Source organism: Paraburkholderia sp. A1RI_3L (assembly GCF_048957895.1).
GTDB classification, from domain to species: Bacteria; Pseudomonadota; Gammaproteobacteria; order Burkholderiales; family Burkholderiaceae; genus Paraburkholderia; species Paraburkholderia kururiensis.
In genome coordinates this window covers 77,637-95,121 of record NZ_JARCHA010000016.1, presented here as the reverse complement: position 1 = coordinate 95,121, position 17,485 = coordinate 77,637, and the positions used below count along the sequence as shown (strand labels likewise).

The window sequence follows — 17,485 nt, the reverse complement described above, 5'->3', positions numbered from 1 at the left end:
CGGAGAATGATGCGCCACAGTCCCCGCCGCCCCGCCGCGGCACGAAACTGGATATCAGCGACTCATGAAGGAACGGCTCTACCCCGCCACCCCGCCCGCCGACGTCTATCTGTTCGGCACCTGCCTCGTCGATCTGTTCGTGCCCGAGGCCGGCGTCGACGCAGTGCGCCTGCTCGAACGCGAAGGCGTGACGGTTCACTTCCCGCGCAACCAGAGCTGCTGCGGACAGCCCGCGTATAGCAGCGGCTACCCGGACAAGGCGCGCGAAGTCGCGCGCGCGCAACTGGAACTGTTCGCGAACCCGTGGCCGGTCATCGTGCCGTCGGGTTCGTGCGCGGGCATGATGCGGCACCACTGGCCGCGTCTGTTCGAGAACGACCCGCAGGCGGCGCTCGTGCGCGACCTCTCCGAACGCGTCTACGAACTGGGCGAATTCCTGCTGCGCGTGTTGAAGGTCGATTTCAGCGAAGCAGGCGCCGGCGCCGACGAGCGCGTCGTCCTGCACACCTCGTGCGCCGCGCGCCGCGAAATGGGCACGCGCGAGCACGGCGTCGAACTGGTCGATTCGCTGCCGGGCGTGACGCGCGTGGAGCATGAGCGCGAATCCGAATGCTGCGGCTTCGGCGGCACGTTCTCGCTGAAACACCCGGACATTTCCGGCGCGATGGTGGCAGACAAGCTCGCATCCGCATGTGCGACCGGCTGCGAACGGCTGGTGTCCGCCGACTGCGGCTGCCTGCTGAACATCGGCCACGCGGCCGCACATAAAGACGCGCCGTTGAAGGTGGAACATCTCGCGTCGTTTCTGTGGCGCCGCACGCAACGCAAGGAGAACGCAGCATGAGCCGCCCGCCCGCGACGTTGCACGACGGGTCCGCGCGGTCGAATGCGGCCGGCGAATCAAACCGCGCCCGCGCACGCATTCTCGACCGGCTGCGCGCGAGCGCACCTGCCTCGGCGGCATCGACCGTCGGCTCGATCGATAGTCGCATCGACGCGCATTACGCAAACCATCGCCCGGGTGCTGACGATGCTGACGATTCGCAGCCAGCCCGCCTCGATCGTTTCCAGCAGATGCTCGAAGCCTCGCACGCCGACGTATTCCGGGCGAGCGCCGACACCTGGGCCGCCGAACTCGCGCGCCGGCTCGCGGCGGCGGGCGTGCGACGCGTGCTGATCGACCCGAGCCGCGCTGAGGGCGCCGCACTCGTGCGCGCGCTGCCCGACAGCGTCGCGCCGCAGTCGTACGCGCGGCCCATCGAAGCCTGGAAGGACGAACTCTTCGAGACCATCGACGCGGGCTTCACCGTCGTGCGCTCCGGCATCGCGGCCACGGGCACACTGATCGTCGAACCGGACGCCGGCTCGCCGCGCACCATGTCGCTCGTGCCGCCGCTGCACGTCGCGCTGATTCACGCCAACACGCTGCACCTCGACCTGCATGCGGCTGTGGTCGCCGAACGCTGGTGCGACGGCATGCCGACCAATCTGGTGATGATCTCGGGCCCGTCGAAGACCTCGGACATCCAGCAGACCCTCGCCTACGGTGCACACGGCCCGCGTGCGCTGTGGGTCGTCATCGTGACCGACGAGGCCGCCGCATGAGCACCACCCACGAAAGCCCGCTGCATTTCGTACCCAGCGCCGACTTCCGCGCGCGCGCCCGCGCCGCGCTCGACGACCCGCAGTTGCGCAAGAGCTTTCGCGGCGCGATGGACTTCTTGCAGAGCAAGCGGCGCGCGCAGTTCCCCGAGGCCGACGAACTCGAACACCTGCGCGACCTCGGCGAGGCCGTACGCCAGCACGCACTTGCGCGCTTGCCCGAACTGCTGGAACAGCTCGAAACAAAGCTGCGTGCTAACGGCGTGCAGGTGCACTGGGCCGAGACCGCGGACGACGCCAACGCCATCGTCCACGCCATCGCGCAGCGGCACGGGGCGAAGCGCATCGTCAAAGGCAAGTCGATGGCGAGCGAGGAAATCGAACTCAACCATTACCTCGCCGAACGCGGTATCGACTGCATCGAGTCGGACATGGGCGAATACATCGTCCAGATGGCGGGCGAAAAGCCCTCGCACATCGTGATGCCGGCCATCCATAAGACGAAGAGCGACATCGCGCATCTGTTCGAAGAGCACATTCCGGACACGCCCTACACGGAAGACGTGGACGCCTTGATCCAGACGGGCCGGCGCGCGCTGCGCCGCGCGTTCGTGGACGCGGACATCGGCCTCTCAGGCGTGAACTTCGCGGCCGCCGACACCGGCACGCTGTGGCTCGTGGAAAACGAGGGCAACGGCCGCCTCTCGACGACCGTGCCTGACGTGCACATCGCCATCATGGGGATGGAGAAGGTGGTCGCGAAGCTCGAACACATCGTGCCGCTGTCGAGCCTGCTCACGCGCTCGGCAACAGGCCAGCCGATCACGACGTACTTCAACCTCATCAGCAGCCCGCGCCGCGAGGGCGAACTCGACGGCCCGCGCGAGGTGCACGTCGTGCTGCTCGACAACGGCCGCAGCCAGGCCTACGCGGACGAAGAGTTGCGCACAACGCTGCAGTGCATCCGCTGCGGCGCGTGCATGAACCATTGCCCGGTCTATACGCGCATCGGTGGCCACGCGTATGGCACGACCTATCCCGGGCCGATCGGAAAAATCATTTCCCCGCACCTGCTCGGCCTCGACGCCACCGCGGATCTGCCGACCGCGTCGAGCCTGTGCGGCGCGTGCGGCGAGGTGTGCCCGGTGCGCATTCCGATTCCGCAACTGCTCGTGCGCCTGCGCACCGAGTCGAACCGCGCGCCCGATGAAGCGGTGGCGCATCCGCTGCGCGGTCAGGGCGCCCGTCACAGTCGCGGCGAAGAATTTGTATGGCGCTTCTGGAGCGGCGCGTTCGCGCATCCGCGTGCGTTTCGCGTGCTGCGCTGGGCGGCGACGCGTCTGCGCGCATTCGCGCCCTCCCAGCAGATGGGCTGGACTCGCCATCGCACACCGCTCACACCCGCGCCGCGCAGCCTGCATGACTTACTGCGCGAACGCGGCCAACCGGAGTAGCAGACACCTGATCCATGTGCGGCTCGCGCACCCCGTCGATCGCGACGGACGTGCGCGGGCCGCCTGCTTCACGCGAGCCGCCGGAGAACGCGGCGCGTCATCCACGATTTCCACGATCCCACGATTTCTGAACCATCCCTTCGGGAGGAGACCCTGTGCAACCCTGGACCCAGAGCTACACCCCATCAGGCAGCCTGTGGCTGTCCGCCGCCATTGCGGCGATTCCCATCCTGTTCTTCTTCATCGCGCTCACGGGACTGCGGCTGAAAGGCCACGTCGCGGCCGCGATCACGCTGCTGCTCGCGCTCGCCGTTGCGATCTTCGAGTACGGCATGCCGGTGAAAATGGCGCTCGCATCGGCAGGCTTCGGCTTTGCATACGGCCTGTGGCCCATCGCGTGGATCATCGTGACCGCGGTGTTCCTCTACAAGATCGTCGTAAAGACGGGCCAGTTCGACATCATCCGCGCGTCGGTGCTCTCGATCACCGACGACCAGAGGCTGCAACTGCTGCTGATCGGCTTCTCGTTCGGCGCATTCCTGGAGGGCGCAGCGGGTTTTGGCGCACCGGTCGCCATCACGTCCGCGCTGCTGGTCGGCCTCGGCTTCGAGCCGCTGTATGCCGCGGGCCTGTGCCTGATCGCGAACACCGCGCCGGTCGCGTTCGGCGCGATGGGCATTCCGATCATCGTGGCGGGCCAGGTGACGGGCATCGATCCGTTCCTGATCGGCGCGATGGCGGGCCGTCAACTGCCGCTGCTCTCGGTGTTCGTGCCGTTCTGGCTCGTGTTCATCATGGACGGCAAGCGCGGCGTCAAGGAAACGTGGCCCGCGGCGCTCGTCGCGGGCGGCAGCTTCGCCGTCACGCAGTACTTCACGTCGAACCACATCGGGCCCGAGTTGCCGGACATCACGTCGTCGCTCGTCAGTCTCGTCGCGCTCGCCTCGTTCCTGAAGGTGTGGCAGCCGCGCCCCGCGGGCGCTGCGGCTGCATCGTCCATCGGCGTGAGCGGCGGCGCCGCGGCGCTGGGTGCTGGCTTCGGTGGTGGTGCGTCCGCTGGTGCCTCATTCGGCACCGGCTCGCGTAAGGCGTCGCCGTACTCGGCCGCGCAGACCGTGCGCGCATGGGCGCCGTTCCTGCTGCTGACCGCGATCGTCACCGTCTGGAGCACGAAGACGTTCAAGGCGCTGTTCGCCGCGAAGGGCGCGCTCGCCGGAACCATCCTGAGCATTCACGTGCCCGCGCTCGACAAGCTCGTGATCCGCACCGCGCCCATCGTCTCGTCGGCCAAGCCCTTCGACGCCGTGTTCAAGCTCGACCTGATCTCGGCAACCGGCACGGCGATCCTGCTGACAGCGCTCATCTCCATCGTTCTGCTGCGCATGAAGCCGCGCGCCGCCGTCGCCACGTTCTTCGCGACCGTGGGCGAACTGCGCCGGCCGGTGCTGTCGATCGGCCTCGTGCTCGCCTTCGCGTTCGTCGCGAACTATTCGGGCATCTCGTCGACGCTCGCCCTCGCCCTCGCCGCAACGGGCGCCGCGTTCCCGTTCTTCTCGCCGTTCCTCGGCTGGCTCGGCGTATTCCTGACCGGCTCGGACACCTCGTCGAATGCGCTCTTCGCGTCGTTGCAGAACACGACCGCCCATCAGATCAACGTATCGAACACGCTGCTGGTCGCAGCGAATACGTCGGGCGGCGTGAGCGGCAAGATGATCTCGCCGCAGTCCATCGCGGTGGCCTGCGCCGCAACGGGTCTCGTCGGCAAGGAAGCGTCGCTGTTCCGGTTCACCGTGCGGCACAGCCTGTTCTTTGCTGCAATCGTAGGTGTCATCACGCTGCTGCAGGCTTATGTGCTGACGGGGATGATTCCGCACTGACGGTCTTGTCGGGTGTCTGCCTGGACACCGGCGGTGGCCGTCTTTGAGTCGGTGGCCTCCGATGCGGCCGCTCAGACACGGCCTTCGGAGCACCGAAAAACGAACGAGGCCCGGTGCCACGCGCCACCGGGCCTCGTCCTTTTGAAGCTTTGAAGCGGACCCGTCGCCGCGCTACCCCGCCACGCCGGCAATCAGCATCAGGTTCGTCCCCGTAATGACCGCAAACAGCACCCACGCGGCGATCTGCGTGGGCAGACCGATTGCGTGATCCTTCATCACGGCGCGGTCGCTCACGGAGCGAATGAGCGGCCACATCGCGAAAGGCAATTGCAGACTGAGCAGCACCTGGCTCCAGACCAGCAACTGTCCGACCGCCCCGTCCCCCAGCCACAGCACGCCGATCAGCGCCGGCACGAGCGCAAGACCGCGGGTGATCAGACGACGCTGGTAGCACGGAATCTTCACGTGCATGAAGCCGTCCATGATGACCTGGCCCGCGATGGTGCCCGTCAGCGTCGAACTCTGACCCGAGGCAAGCAACGCGAGGCCGAACAGCAATGCCGCGCCGCCGCCCACGATCGGCGTAATGAGCTTGTAGGCCTGCTCGATGTCGCTCACGCCCGTCTGGCCCGTGGCATGAAACGCGGCGCCCGCGAGGATCAGGATGGCCGCGTTCACGAGCATTGCGACCAGCAGCGACACCCACGTATCGACGCGCACCAGCGCGAGCGTCTCATGCACGTCGCCGCGCACGCCGCCCACCACGCGCCGCGTCTGCACCACCGACGAATGCAGATAAAGGTTGTGCGGCATGATCGTGGCGCCCACGATGCCGAGCGCGAGCACGATGGCGTCTTTCCTGTCGTGCGCGGGCGCGCCCGGAACGAGGCCGCGCGCGACCGCGTGCCAGTCCGGCGGCACCATGGCGAGTTGGGCGACGAAGCAGAACATCATGGTGCCGATCAATGCGAGCACGATGGCTTCCACCTGCCGGAAGCCTTTGCCCTGCAAGCCGAGCACGATCATCGTATCGAGCGCGGTCAGCACGATGCCCCACGCGACGGGCACGCCCAGCAGCAGCTTGAAGGCCAGCGCGCAGCCGAGCACTTCCGCGATGTCGCACGCGATGATCGAAATTTCCGCCGTGATCCATTGCAGGACTTTGCCGAACGGGCCATAGCGGGTGTAGCTGGCCTGAGCCAGGTCCATGCCCGAGGCGAGACCCAGGCGCGCGGCGAGCATCTGCAAGAAGATGGCGGCGAGACTCGACATCGCGACGACCCACAGCAACGCGTAGCCGAATTTCGAGCCCGCTTCGATATCCGTCGCCCAGTTGCCGGGGTCCATGTAGCCGATCGCGACCAGAAACCCCGGGCCGGCGAAGCGGCGGAGCTTGGTCCAGCGGGAAACGCCCGCGTCGATGACGATGCTGCCCTTCACTTCGGAAGGACAGAACGGGGCCGTGGGGATGGTCGGAAGCCGCATGCGTGGTGGGACGTGGGAGTCGATGGCCGTAGCCGTGGAAGTGCGGCCACATTGTACGCAGGGTCGGGACAGCGAGCCTGGGTAGGCGCCTTGTGGCCCTTTCGCCCTTCCTGCCGAAACTCCGGATTTATGCGAAAGTGCGTGTTTGCCCGCCGGCTGCCGGCCCGGTGTCCCGAACACCCCGGCAAGCAGGCGCTCTGCAGGTCCCGGCGCGCCGGGCGGTTTATCTGAACGAAGAACGGGAGATACGGTATGGCGGTTTCAGGCTACGCGGATACGCAACTACTGATCAACGGCGAGTGGTGCGACGCCGAAAGCGGCAAGACGATCGACGTGGTGAATCCGGCAACGGGCAAGGTCATCGGCACGGTGGCCCACGCCGGCATTGCGGATCTGGATCGTGCGCTCGCGGCCGCGCAACGCGGCTTCGAAGTGTGGCGCAACGTGCCCGCCCACGAGCGCGCGGCGACCATGCGCAAGGCAGCCGCGCTCGTGCGCGAACGCGCCGACACCATCGCGCGCCTCATGACCCAGGAGCAGGGCAAGCCGGTTGTCGAGGCGCGTATCGAAGTGATGTCCGCGGCGGACATCATCGAATGGTTCGCGGACGAAGGCCGCCGCGCCTACGGCCGCATCGTGCCGCCGCGCAATCTTTCGGTGCAGCAGATGGTCGTGAAGGAGCCGGTCGGCCCGGTCGCCGCGTTCACGCCGTGGAATTTCCCGGTCAATCAGGTCGTGCGCAAGCTGTGCGCCGCGCTCGCCACCGGTTGCTCGTTCCTCGTGAAGGCGCCCGAAGAAACCCCGGCGTCGCCCGCCCAACTGCTGCGCGCGTTCGTCGATGCGGGCGTGCCCGCCGGCGTGGTGGGCCTCGTGTTCGGCAGCCCCGCTGAAATCTCCGCTTATCTGATTCCGCATCCGGTGATCCGCAAAGTGACCTTCACGGGCTCCACGCCCGTGGGCAAGCAGCTCGCCGCGCTCGCGGGCCAGCACATGAAGCGCGCCACGATGGAACTGGGCGGTCACGCGCCCGTCATCGTCGCGGAAGACGCGGACATCGAACTGGCAGTCAAGGCAGCGGGCGGCGCGAAGTTCCGCAACGCGGGCCAGGTCTGCATTTCGCCCACGCGCTTTCTCGTGCACAACAGCGTGCGTGAAGAATTCGCGCGGGCGCTCGTCAAGCATGCGGAAAGCCTGAAAGTGGGCGACGGCCTCGCCGACGGCACGCAACTCGGGCCGCTCGCGAACGCGCGCCGCCTCACGGCGATGGCGAAGGTCGTGGAAGACGCACGCGCGACAGGCGCCACCGTTGCGACGGGCGGCGAGCGTCTTGCGGGCGACGGCAACTTCTTCGCGCCCACGGTGCTGACCGACGTGCCGCTCACGGCCGACGTCTTCAACAACGAACCGTTCGGCCCCATCGCGGCGATTCGTGGCGTGGATTCGCTCGAAGAGGCCATCGCCGAAGCGAACCGCCTGCCGTACGGCCTCGCGGGCTACGCGTTCACGCGCTCGTTCCGCAACGTGCATCTGCTCACGCAGCGGCTCGAAGTGGGCATGCTGTGGATCAACCAGCCCGCCACGCCGTGGCCGGAGATGCCGTTCGGCGGCGTGAAGGACTCGGGCTATGGTTCGGAAGGCGGCCCGGAAGCGTTGGAGCCGTATCTCGTGACGAAGTCGGTGACGGTGGCTGCAGTCTGACGCCTGCGGCTTTGCCGATGTGAATACGCGATGACACGCCGCTCCACTTCGGGGCGGCCATGTCATCGCATGTCACGAACACCGCGCGCCGCGAATAAAAACCGCGGCGCTTTTCTTTTGTCCTCCCGTTCTTTCCCCGTTGCACGTTTGCCTCGACGAGGCGCGCAATCGCGAGCCGCAGCGCACGGTCGGCAAGCGATAAGATCGAACCTGCCCTCCACTGCCGCCCGCCCACTCCGTCTGCCTATGCCGCCCATCGCCACCGCATCCGCGCGTACCGTCCCACTGCGCAGCATCGCGCTCGTGCTGGCGTCCATGTTCTGCTTCGCCGTGGTCGATGCGCTCGGCAAGTTCGTGGCGCTTGCCTACCCGGCCAACGAGGTGACGTTCTTCCGGATGCTGTTCGGCCTCGTTCCGGCACTCGCGCTCTGCATGCGCGGCACGCCGCTCTCCGTGCGGCTCAGAAGCATGGACGTGCGCGGGCAGACCATCCGCGCCATCACCCTGCTCGGCGCGTCAGCGCTGTTCTTCGCGGGCCTGCCGTATCTGCCACTTGGGGAAGCGGTCTCCATTGCGTACTCGGAAACGCTGCTCGTCATCGTGCTTGCCCCGTTTCTCCTCAAAGAACCGCTGACGGCGCGCGACGCCCTCGCCGCCCTCGTCGGCTTTGCGGGCGTGCTGCTCGTGGTGCGGCCCGGTGGCGGCCAGTCGAGCTGGCTCGGCCCGGTGCTGCTGCTGTGCAGTGCGCTGTGCGGCGCGCTCTCGATCATCCAGATCAAGCGCATTCACGCACGCGACGATTCCGCCCTCACGGTGCTCTTTTTCACATCGGTGGGCACCGTGGTGATGGGCGCGTCGCTGCCGTTCTCGTGGCGTACGCCCACGCTGGATGGCCTCGCCGTCATGGCGCTGCTCGGTGCGTTCGCCACCGTCGCCCAGTACCTGATGACCGTGGCGTTCCGTGAGGCCGATGCGAGCGTGCTCGCCCCCTACAACTACACGAGCGTGGCGTGGGCCGCGCTCTTCGGCTACGTGGCATGGGGCGAGGCAATTGGTGTGGTGTCGCTCGCCGGCATCGCGTTGATCGTGGGCAGCTCGATTGCCGTGGCGATTCGCAGGCGGCCGCCCGAAGGACCGCAGTTCTGACGCGCGAACACATGCAAGGCGAATGGACACATGCCCGAGGGTAAAGGCTTCTTCCCTCAGGCATGGGTTCTGCTCGATTTGTCTACTGGAATAGCGCGAAGGGAATTGATATAACGCTTTTTATGACCCGCGCAGCCACGCGAGTCGCGCTCGCAGGCCCGTGCAACAACGCTTTTTGCGAGGTGACGCATTTGAGCCCCACCAACAAAGCGTCTGAGTCGAACGACCCGGTTGCCACGGCGGCCAGGGTTCCCGTCGACGAGCGTTACCGCATCCTCGTCGAGACGGTGCGCGAGTACGCCATCTTCCTGCTCGCTCCCGACGGCACGGTTGCCACCTGGAACGCGGGCGCCCAGCGCATCAAGGGCTATCGCGCCGACGAGATCGTCGGCCGCCACTTCTCCGTGTTCTATCCCGAAGAGGACGTTGCCGCCGGCAAGTGCGAGCGTGAACTACGCACGGCGGCAACCGAAGGCAGCGTCGAAGACGAAGGCTGGCGCGTGCGCCGCGACGGCTCGCGCTTCTGGGCCAACGTGCTCATCACGGCTGTGCGCAACGCGTCGGGCGACCTGCTCGGCTTCGCGAAGGTGACGCGCGACATGACCGAGCGCAGGCGGCTCGAAGAACTCGAACACGCGCGGCTCATCTCGGCCCGCATCGACCAGGTGCGGGAAAGCGAGCAGACGCGCATTGCACGCGAATTGCACGACGACCTGGGCCAGCGCGTCACGGCCATGAAAATGAGCATCGCGCTGCTGGAAGGCCAACTGGGCGACGACGAGCCGGCGCGGCAGACGCGCGCCGCATTGGCCGACCTCGCAGGCGAGATGGACGGCATGGCCGCCGCGCTGCGGCGCATCGCGTCCGACCTGCGTCCGCCCATACTCGACGACCTCGGCTTGCAGGCCGCGCTCGAATGGATGGCGGAGAACTTCACGCGCCGCTACGGCGTGCAGGCCACCTTGCACTTCGACGCCGACGATGTCGCGTTCAGCGAAGTTGCCGCCACCGCAATCTTCCGCATGACCCAGGAGGCGCTCACGAACGTGGCACGCCACGCTCACGCGAAGCATGCGCACGTGGAACTGGTTGCGTCCGGGAACGAATGCAGTTTGCGGATCGCCGACGACGGCGTCGGCATGGCACCCGATGCCCAACGCAAGGAACGCTCGTTTGGCCTGCTCGGCGTGCGCGAGCGCGCGCGGCTGCTGGACGGCGACGTCTTCGTGGATACCTCGCCGGGCAACGGTTTCCGGCTCGCCGTGAGTCTGCCGCTTGCCGCGGTGGGGTCGGCACAGGACGAATGACAGCGAGGCTTTCATTCGCCTCGCGCCGGGTCGCTGTTCTCGATTGCGCTTTAACGTCACTTTAACGTCGCTTTAACGCCGCTTTAACCGGCCTCTAACCAAGCTATGACCCGGCTGTAACCAGGCCGCAACCAGGCCGCAACCAGGCTTTAGCCGCGCGCGCTTTAACCACGTTCCAACTGCGTTTTCCGGTCTGCTTTCCCGGCTTTTCACGTCTCCCGTCATTTGCTTTTTCTTCACTCGCGCAAAAGCTTTGCGCAACGAATTGGTTCCGCGTGCGCCGTGCGGTCCGTAGGATCGGCGGCATGGCGAACTATCTGGACACCGATCAGCGCGACGCGCTCGCGCGCCTTGCCCGCAGCTGGACCTGGCGCACGCGCTGGCCGACGTGGCTCGCCATCGTCGTCATTTACGGCGGATGGTTCGGCACAGCACTACACGCCGCCGCGCTCGGCCTGCCGCTCGCAACCGTGCTGCTCATTGTGTTCGGTGCGGGGTATTCGTCGCTGCAGCACGAGTTGCTGCACGGCCACCCCACACGCTGGCGCCGTGTCAACGCGATCATCGGGTTCGCGCCGCTCGCCGTGTGGTTTCCCTATGCGATCTATCGCGACTCGCATTTGCAGCATCACGACGATCCGCATCTCACGCATCCCGGCGCGGACCCCGAAAGCTGGTTCGTGACGGCTAACACCTGGCGTCGGGCGTCGCCGCTGGTTCGCGCGCTGTTGATGGCGAGGAATACCCTGGCCGGTCGCGTGCTGACGGGGCCGGCCTGGTCGATCGCCGCGACGGCGGCGAGTGCCGTTCGCAAGATCGCGCGCGGCGATTATCGCGACGTGCCGGCGTGGCTCGCCCACGGCGCGGCGCTCGCCATGCTCGCGAGCTGGCTCGATCGCCGGTGCGCGATTCCGCCGTGGCTCTTCGTTTTCGTGATCGGCTACGGGTCGCTTGCGCTGGCCGCCGTGCGGGCCTTTCGCGAGCATCGGCCGCATCACGCGCATGAACAGCGCTCGGCCATCAACGAAGCGGGGCTGTTCTGGCGCCTCCTGTTTCTCAACAACAACTATCACGCCGTGCATCACGCCCTGCCGTTCGTGCCGTGGTTCGCGCTACGCGCCGTGTATCTCGACCGTCGCGACGACTACCTCGCGCGCAACGGCGGCTTTCTCGTGAAGGGCTACGGCGAATGGTTCCGGCATCACGCGTGGACGCCCGTGGCGCATGCGGTGCATCCTGGGGTACGTCCGTTCCCAGATCCCGCACAAACGCAGACGCTCTCGTTCGGCGCGCCGCCTGCGCCTGCGCTTTTACACGAACGCCTACCGGCGCCATCCGTCCATGGCCCGGCGCCGGCGGCCAACGACACCCCGGCGCGGCTCGCAGGCTGATGTGCCAGAATCGCCCGCATGAACTGGATTGCATCGCTGCCGATGTACAACGTCACGCCCGCGCTGGCCTCGCACTGGCGCGCGCTGCTCGCCGATACGCTGCGCGTGGCAGCGCCGGGCGCACGCATCGAAGCGCGCGACGATGACCTCTACGCACTCTGGCGCGACGACCGCCTGTTGCTCTCGCAGACATGCGGCTATCCGCTCATGCATTCGCTTGCAGATACCGTGCAGGTGGTCGCGACGCCGCACTTCGACGCACCGGGCTGCGACGGCCTCCACTACCGCAGCCTGCTCGTGGTGCGCGCTGACGCGCCGTACCGGTCGCTCGAAGCGTGCCGCGGTGCGCGCGCCGCGTTCAATCAGGACGATTCGAACAGCGGCATGAACCTGTTCCGGCACGCCGTTGCGCCGCTGGCGCGCGGCGGCCGCTTCTTCCGCAAAGTGCTGGAAACGGGATCGCACCTCGGCTCGTTGCAGGCATTGGGGGAACGCCGCGCGGACGTGGCGGCCATCGACTGCGTGACCTTCGCCTTCGTGCAGGACAGCCTGCCGGCACTCGCCGCGACGGTGCGCAGCATCGGCTGGACCGCGCCCGCACCGGGGCTACCGCTCGTGGCCGCGCGCACGGCGCCTGCGGCGTTGCTCGAGCGTCTGCGCGGTGCGCTGGACATCGCCCTGCAAGCCGACCCCAACCGCGCGCGGCTCCTGCGTCTAAAGGGCTTTTCGGTGCCGGCCGCCAATGCCTACGATCGCATCGTGACGCTTGCGCGAGAGGCCGAAGCAGCCGGCTATCCGCACCTCGCGTGACGCGAAAGGGGTTCCGAAGCAACGCAATGCGGATGCGTCGCGACCGGCTGGAACGAAAGCCCGCCCGACGCAAACGCGCCGGGCCGCCGGTACCGCGTCCGGTTCACTGCGCTTCCATCACCAGCAACTGCGCTCCGTCGGCCACCTGATCGCCCACACCGTAGAGCACTTCGGTAACCTTGCCGGCAGCCGGCGCGCCGATGGTGTGCTCCATCTTCATCGCTTCCATCACGATGAGCGGCGCGCCCTTCTCCACTATCGCGCCGGGCTCCACGAGCACCGCGATCACCTTGCCCGGCATGGGCGCGGTCAGGCGCCCCTCGCCGTGCTCGGCGTCCGCCGCGTGCGCGAGCAGGTTCTGCCACTCGAACGCGAGCGCCGCGCCGTTACAGAACACGTGGAAGACGTCGCCGTCGGCGAAAACGCGGCCTGTCGCACGGCTTTCGGCCACGCCGTCGCCGATGGTCACGCCGTACTCGTGCGCGCCCTCGCCGCGCCACCAGCGGTACGGCTCGCTCTTGCCTCCGTCATGCAGCGTCTGCGTGTCGCCGTCGCGCGAGAAGACGACGTCGAACGCCGCCTCCGATTCGGGATCGCGCCACGCGAGCTTTTGCGTGTAAGCGCCGTTGACCCGCCAGTGCGAAAGCGCGTCCCACGGCGAGCCGCCCTGCGGCGTGCCGCCTTCGCGCGAGAGCAACGCCGCGCAGGCCAGCGCCAGTGCCTCGCGCACGGGCTTCTCGTGCACACCGAACAGCGAATCGGCATGGCGTTCGATCAGGCCCGTATCGAGTTCGCCCGTCATGAACGGATGGCTCGTGACGAGGCGCTGCAGGAACTCGACGTTGGTATGCGGCCCCACCACCTCGCACGCTTCGAGCGCGCGTTTCATACGCGCCAGGGCCTCGTCGCGCGTGGCGCCGTAGACGATCAGCTTTGCGATCATCGGGTCGTAGAACGGCGTGATGGTGTCGCCTTCGCGAATGCCGCTGTCGATGCGCACCGCCGCGCGCTCGCCCGCCGTACCCAGCGCAAACGCCGCGCCCTGCGGCATGCGCAGATGCTTGAGCGTGCCCGTGGACGGCAGAAAGCCGCGCGCCGGATGCTCGGCGTAGATGCGCGCCTCGATGGCGTGGCCCGTGCACGTCAGTGCGTCCTGGCGCAGCGGCAGCGGCTCGCCGGCCGCCACGCGCAGTTGCCACTCCACGAGATCGAGGCCCGTCACCATTTCCGTGACGGGATGCTCCACCTGAAGGCGCGTGTTCATTTCCATGAAATAGAACGCGCCGCTGCCGGTCATGATGAACTCGACCGTGCCCGCGCCCACGTAGCCCACCGCGCGCGCCGCGGCCACCGCCGCTTCGCCCATGGCACGGCGCACGTCGGCGGCAAGCCCCGGCGCGGGCGCTTCTTCGAGCACTTTCTGATGGCGCCGCTGCACCGAGCAGTCGCGGTCGAACAGGTAGACGGTGTGGCCGTGGCGGTCTGCGAAGACCTGCACTTCGACGTGACGCGGACGCGTCAGATACTTTTCGATCAGCACGCGGTCGTTGCCGAAACTGGCCGCCGCCTCACGCTTGCACGAGGCGAGCGCCGCCGCGAAGTCCTCGTGCCGCTCGACCACGCGCATGCCCTTGCCGCCGCCGCCCGCGCTGGCCTTCAGCAGCACGGGGTAGCCGATCTGGTCCGCTTCGCGCTGCAGCAGCGCCGCGTCCTGGTCATCGCCGTGATAGCCCGGCACGAGCGGCACGTCCGCCGCATGCATGAGCGCCTTGGCCGCCGCCTTCGATCCCATCGCGGCAATAGCCTCTACCGGCGGCCCGATGAAGACGATGCCGGCCCGCTCGCAGGCGCTCGCGAAGTCCTCGTTCTCGGAGAGAAAGCCGTAGCCCGGATGAATCGCCTCGGCGCCCGTGGCGCGCGCGGCCTCGATGATGCGTTCGATGCGCAGATAGCTTTCGGCCGCAGCCGACCCGCCGATATGCACCGCCTCGTCGCAGGCGGCCACGTGTTTTGCGCCGGCATCGGCATCCGAATACACGGCGACGGTGGCGATGCCGAGCCGCCTGCACGTGGCGGCGACGCGGCAGGCAATCTCGCCGCGGTTCGCTATCAGGATCTTGTTGAACATGAGCTGTCTCGCTGGAGCAGGATCGTGCTGCCTGGTGTTGTTGTGAGGTTTCGACGTGGGGTCCGCGTGGCGCCCGCGCCGTATGGGTTCAGTGATTTCGCTGCGCCATGAAAGGTCTGGCGGTTCTCACCCCGCGCGCCACGCCGGCGTGCGCTTTTCGAGAAACGACGCCACGCCTTCACGGCCCTCTTCGCTTGCGCGAATGCGTGCGATGCGCGCGGCCGTGTCTTCGATCAGCGTTGCGTCGATCATGCGGCCCGCCATGTCCTGCACGAGCCGCTTGCATTCGCGCACGGCGTTCGGGCTGTTGGTGGCGAGCGAATCGGCAATCTGCTGGACTGTGGCGTCAAGCTGGTCTTCGGGCACCGCTTCGCCGACGAAACCGAGGCGCAGCGCCGTGGCGCAGTCGAACGCCTCGGCCGTGGTGAAGTAGCGCCGCGCAGCCTGTTCGCCGAGCGCGCGGATCACGTACGGCGCGATCGTGGCCGGAATGAGCCCGAGCCGCGCTTCGGAGAGACAGAAGCGCGCCGTTTCCACGGCCACGACAATGTCGCATGCCGCGATCAGCCCCATGCCGCCCGCGTAGGCGTCGCCGTTCACGCGCGCGATCACGGGCTTGCGGCAGCGGTAGATGGCCGCCAGCATGTGCGCGAGACGCAGCGCGTCGGCACGGTTTTCCTCGTCGGAAAAGCCGGCCATCTTCTTCATCCAGTTGAGGTCCGCGCCCGCGCAGAACGCCTTGCCGTTGGCCGCGAGCACGACGGCGCGCACGTCGTCGCGCGTGTCGAGCAGGCCGAACACGGCCGTGAGTTCCGCGATCATCTTCTCGTTGAACGCGTTGCGTACGTCGGGGCGATTCAGCGTGACCGTCGCCACGTGGCCCGCGAACGTTACGCCGAGAGTTTCGTATTGCATCGCCGCTTCTCCGTCAGATCGGTCGTCACATGCGTCGTCACATGCGGAAGACGCCGAAGCGCGTCTCTTCCACGGGCGCGTTCATCGCGGCGGCAAGGCCGAGACCCAGCACGTCGCGCGTTTGCGCCGGATCGATCACGCCGTCGTCCCAGAGGCGCGCGCTCGCGTAGTACGGGTGCCCCTGGCGCTCGTATTGATCGCGAATGGGCTGCTTGAACGCTTCTTCCTCTTCCGCGGACCAGGCGCCGCCCTTCGCCTCGATGCCGTCGCGCTTCACCGTGGCGAGCACCGACGCGGCCTGCTCGCCGCCCATCACAGAGATGCGCGCGTTGGGCCACATCCAGAGAAAGCGCGGCGAGTAAGCGCGTCCGCACATGCCGTAATTGCCCGCGCCGAACGAGCCGCCGATGATCACCGTGAACTTCGGCACCTTCGCCGTGGCCACGGCCGTCACCATCTTGGCGCCGTTACGCGCAATGCCTTCGTTCTCGTACTTGCGGCCCACCATGAAGCCCGTGATGTTCTGCAGGAACACGAGCGGAATCTTGCGCTGGCAGCACAGCTCGATGAAATGCGCGCCCTTCAGCGCCGACTCGGAAAAAAGGATGCCGTTGTTCGCGACGATGCCCACCGGGTGCCCCCAGATGTGCGCGAAGCCCGTGACGAGCGTGGTGCCGTAGCGGGCCTTGAATTCGTCGAAGGCGGAGTCGTCCACGATGCGCGCAATCACTTCGCGCACGTCGAAGGGCTTGCGCGTGTCGGCGGGAATCACGCCGTAGAGGCTATTTGCGTCGAAGCGCGGCGGCACCGGTGGCTTCAAGGCGGGCCCGGCCGCCTTCGAGCGATTCAGGTTGCCGACGATGCTGCGCGCAATCGCGAGCGCATGCGCGTCGTTTTGCGCGAGATGGTCGGCCACGCCCGAGAGGCGCGTGTGCACGTCGCCGCCGCCCAGGTCTTCGGCGCTCACTTCCTCGCCTGTCGCGGCCTTCACGAGCGGCGGGCCGCCCAGAAAAATCGTGCCCTGGTTCTTCACGATGATCGACTCGTCGCTCATCGCCGGCACGTAGGCGCCGCCCGCTGTGCACGAGCCCATCACCACGGCGATCTGCGGAATGCCCGCGGCCGAGAGGTTCGCCTGGTTGTAGAAGATGCGGCCGAAGTGGTCGCGGTCGGGAAACACTTCGTCCTGGTTCGGCAGATTCGCGCCGCCCGAGTCCACCAGATAGACGCAAGGCAGCCGGTTTTCCGCGGCGATTTCCTGCGCGCGCACGTGCTTCTTCACCGTGACCGGGTAATAGGTGCCGCCTTTCACGGTGGCGTCGTTGCAGACGATCACGCATTCCTGGCCCGCAATGCGGCCAATGCCCGTGATGATGCCCGCGCCCGGCGCATCGTTGTGATACATGCCGTACGCCGCGAGCTGCGAGAGTTCGAGAAACGGCGTGCCCGGATCGAGCAGTTGCGCGATCCGGTCGCGCGGCAGCAGCTTGCCGCGCGAGACATGCTTGTCGCGCGCCGCCTCGCCGCCGCCGAGCGCAAGCTTGCCCACCTTCTCGCGCAGGTCGGCGACGAGCGCTTCGAGCGCCGCCGCATTGGCCCGGAAGTCGTCCGAGCGCGGATTGAGCTTCGTTTCGATGATCGGCATCGCGTGAGTTTTCCGCTGGGTTGCTGT

The 17,485-nt window shown here is 67.3% G+C and carries 13 protein-coding genes; 9 read left to right on the top strand and 4 right to left on the bottom strand.

Annotation, left to right across the window (positions count from 1 at the left end; genetic code table 11):
- Window positions 1–64 precede the first annotated feature (64 nt).
- The 4 genes from PXJ20_RS28975 to PXJ20_RS28960 all read left to right on the top strand — a co-directional run bounded on the left by PXJ20_RS28975 (window position 65) and on the right by PXJ20_RS28960 (window position 4,933).
- Window positions 65–844 (top strand): (Fe-S)-binding protein, encoded by a 780-nt coding sequence (locus tag PXJ20_RS28975; protein ID WP_421032127.1) that lies wholly within the window; start codon window positions 65–67, stop codon window positions 842–844.
- On the top strand, window positions 841–1,605 hold the full coding sequence (locus tag PXJ20_RS28970; RefSeq protein WP_421032126.1) for a LutC/YkgG family protein: 765 nt from the start codon (window positions 841–843) through the stop codon (window positions 1,603–1,605). The genes PXJ20_RS28975 and PXJ20_RS28970 overlap by 4 nt, the downstream gene beginning before the upstream one ends.
- Window positions 1,602–3,056: a LutB/LldF family L-lactate oxidation iron-sulfur protein gene (locus PXJ20_RS28965; protein ID WP_199544985.1), complete on the top strand. Its 1,455-nt coding sequence runs from the start codon at window positions 1,602–1,604 to the stop codon at window positions 3,054–3,056. Before PXJ20_RS28970 ends, PXJ20_RS28965 begins: the two co-directional genes overlap by 4 nt.
- Window positions 3,057–3,211: 155 nt before the next feature.
- The gene (locus tag PXJ20_RS28960) at window positions 3,212–4,933 is read left to right on the top strand and encodes a lactate permease LctP family transporter (protein ID WP_421032125.1); all 1,722 of its coding nucleotides are present in this window, start codon (window positions 3,212–3,214) and stop codon (window positions 4,931–4,933) included.
- A gap of 171 nt (window positions 4,934–5,104) precedes the next feature.
- Here the strand turns inward: PXJ20_RS28960 and PXJ20_RS28955 are convergent, their stop codons facing one another.
- Window positions 5,105–6,418, bottom strand: coding sequence for an Nramp family divalent metal transporter (locus tag PXJ20_RS28955; protein ID WP_421032124.1), 1,314 nt, complete (start codon window positions 6,416–6,418; stop codon window positions 5,105–5,107).
- A gap of 252 nt (window positions 6,419–6,670) precedes the next feature.
- Here PXJ20_RS28955 and PXJ20_RS28950 point away from each other — a divergent pair, with 252 nt between their 5' ends.
- From PXJ20_RS28950 to PXJ20_RS28930, 5 genes are all read left to right on the top strand, one after another.
- Window positions 6,671–8,116 carry an NAD-dependent succinate-semialdehyde dehydrogenase gene (locus PXJ20_RS28950; RefSeq protein WP_017775468.1) on the top strand — a complete coding sequence of 482 codons (1,446 nt, stop codon included), beginning with the start codon at window positions 6,671–6,673 and terminating at the stop codon, window positions 8,114–8,116.
- Window positions 8,117–8,362: 246 nt separating this feature from the next.
- The gene (locus PXJ20_RS28945) at window positions 8,363–9,262 is read left to right on the top strand and encodes a DMT family transporter (RefSeq protein ID WP_421032123.1); all 900 of its coding nucleotides are present in this window, start codon (window positions 8,363–8,365) and stop codon (window positions 9,260–9,262) included.
- A gap of 122 nt (window positions 9,263–9,384) precedes the next feature.
- A complete protein-coding gene (locus tag PXJ20_RS28940; RefSeq protein WP_421032122.1) occupies window positions 9,385–10,569 on the top strand; it encodes a PAS domain-containing sensor histidine kinase in 1,185 nt (394 codons plus the stop codon).
- Window positions 10,570–10,874: 305 nt separating this feature from the next.
- Window positions 10,875–11,960, top strand: coding sequence for a fatty acid desaturase (locus tag PXJ20_RS28935; RefSeq protein ID WP_413215066.1), 1,086 nt, complete (start codon window positions 10,875–10,877; stop codon window positions 11,958–11,960).
- Window positions 11,961–11,978: 18 nt separating this feature from the next.
- Entirely contained in the window at window positions 11,979–12,770 is a 792-nt protein-coding gene (locus PXJ20_RS28930; RefSeq protein WP_421032121.1) for a phosphate/phosphite/phosphonate ABC transporter substrate-binding protein, read from the top strand.
- 103 nt (window positions 12,771–12,873) lie between these two features.
- Here the strand turns inward: PXJ20_RS28930 and PXJ20_RS28925 are convergent, their stop codons facing one another.
- The 3 genes from PXJ20_RS28925 to PXJ20_RS28915 all read right to left on the bottom strand — a co-directional run bounded on the left by PXJ20_RS28925 (window position 12,874) and on the right by PXJ20_RS28915 (window position 17,458).
- Window positions 12,874–14,898: an acetyl/propionyl/methylcrotonyl-CoA carboxylase subunit alpha gene (locus PXJ20_RS28925; RefSeq protein ID WP_421032120.1), complete on the bottom strand. Its 2,025-nt coding sequence runs from the start codon at window positions 14,896–14,898 to the stop codon at window positions 12,874–12,876.
- 126 nt (window positions 14,899–15,024) lie between these two features.
- On the bottom strand, window positions 15,025–15,813 hold the full coding sequence (locus PXJ20_RS28920) for an enoyl-CoA hydratase/isomerase family protein (RefSeq protein ID WP_413215068.1): 789 nt from the start codon (window positions 15,811–15,813) through the stop codon (window positions 15,025–15,027).
- A gap of 37 nt (window positions 15,814–15,850) precedes the next feature.
- A complete protein-coding gene (locus tag PXJ20_RS28915) occupies window positions 15,851–17,458 on the bottom strand; it encodes a carboxyl transferase domain-containing protein (RefSeq protein WP_421032119.1) in 1,608 nt (535 codons plus the stop codon).
- Window positions 17,459–17,485: the final 27 nt, after the last annotated feature.

What these genes read in the sequence shown, in the direction of transcription:
- PXJ20_RS28975 (WP_421032127.1), top strand. Translation starts at nt 65, where the DNA reads ATGAAGGAACGGCTCTACCCCGCCACCCCGCCCGCCGACGTCTATCTG.
- PXJ20_RS28970 (WP_421032126.1), top strand. Translation starts at nt 841, where the DNA reads ATGAGCCGCCCGCCCGCGACGTTGCACGACGGGTCCGCGCGGTCGAAT.
- PXJ20_RS28965 (WP_199544985.1), top strand. Translation starts at nt 1,602, where the DNA reads ATGAGCACCACCCACGAAAGCCCGCTGCATTTCGTACCCAGCGCCGAC.
- PXJ20_RS28955 (WP_421032124.1), bottom strand. Translation starts at nt 6,418, where the DNA reads ATGCGGCTTCCGACCATCCCCACGGCCCCGTTCTGTCCTTCCGAAGTG.
- PXJ20_RS28950 (WP_017775468.1), top strand. Translation starts at nt 6,671, where the DNA reads ATGGCGGTTTCAGGCTACGCGGATACGCAACTACTGATCAACGGCGAG.
- PXJ20_RS28945 (WP_421032123.1), top strand. Translation starts at nt 8,363, where the DNA reads ATGCCGCCCATCGCCACCGCATCCGCGCGTACCGTCCCACTGCGCAGC.
- PXJ20_RS28940 (WP_421032122.1), top strand. Translation starts at nt 9,385, where the DNA reads ATGACCCGCGCAGCCACGCGAGTCGCGCTCGCAGGCCCGTGCAACAAC.
- PXJ20_RS28935 (WP_413215066.1), top strand. Translation starts at nt 10,875, where the DNA reads ATGGCGAACTATCTGGACACCGATCAGCGCGACGCGCTCGCGCGCCTT.
- PXJ20_RS28930 (WP_421032121.1), top strand. Translation starts at nt 11,979, where the DNA reads ATGAACTGGATTGCATCGCTGCCGATGTACAACGTCACGCCCGCGCTG.
- PXJ20_RS28925 (WP_421032120.1), bottom strand. Translation starts at nt 14,898, where the DNA reads ATGTTCAACAAGATCCTGATAGCGAACCGCGGCGAGATTGCCTGCCGC.
- PXJ20_RS28920 (WP_413215068.1), bottom strand. Translation starts at nt 15,813, where the DNA reads ATGCAATACGAAACTCTCGGCGTAACGTTCGCGGGCCACGTGGCGACG.
- PXJ20_RS28915 (WP_421032119.1), bottom strand. Translation starts at nt 17,458, where the DNA reads ATGCCGATCATCGAAACGAAGCTCAATCCGCGCTCGGACGACTTCCGG.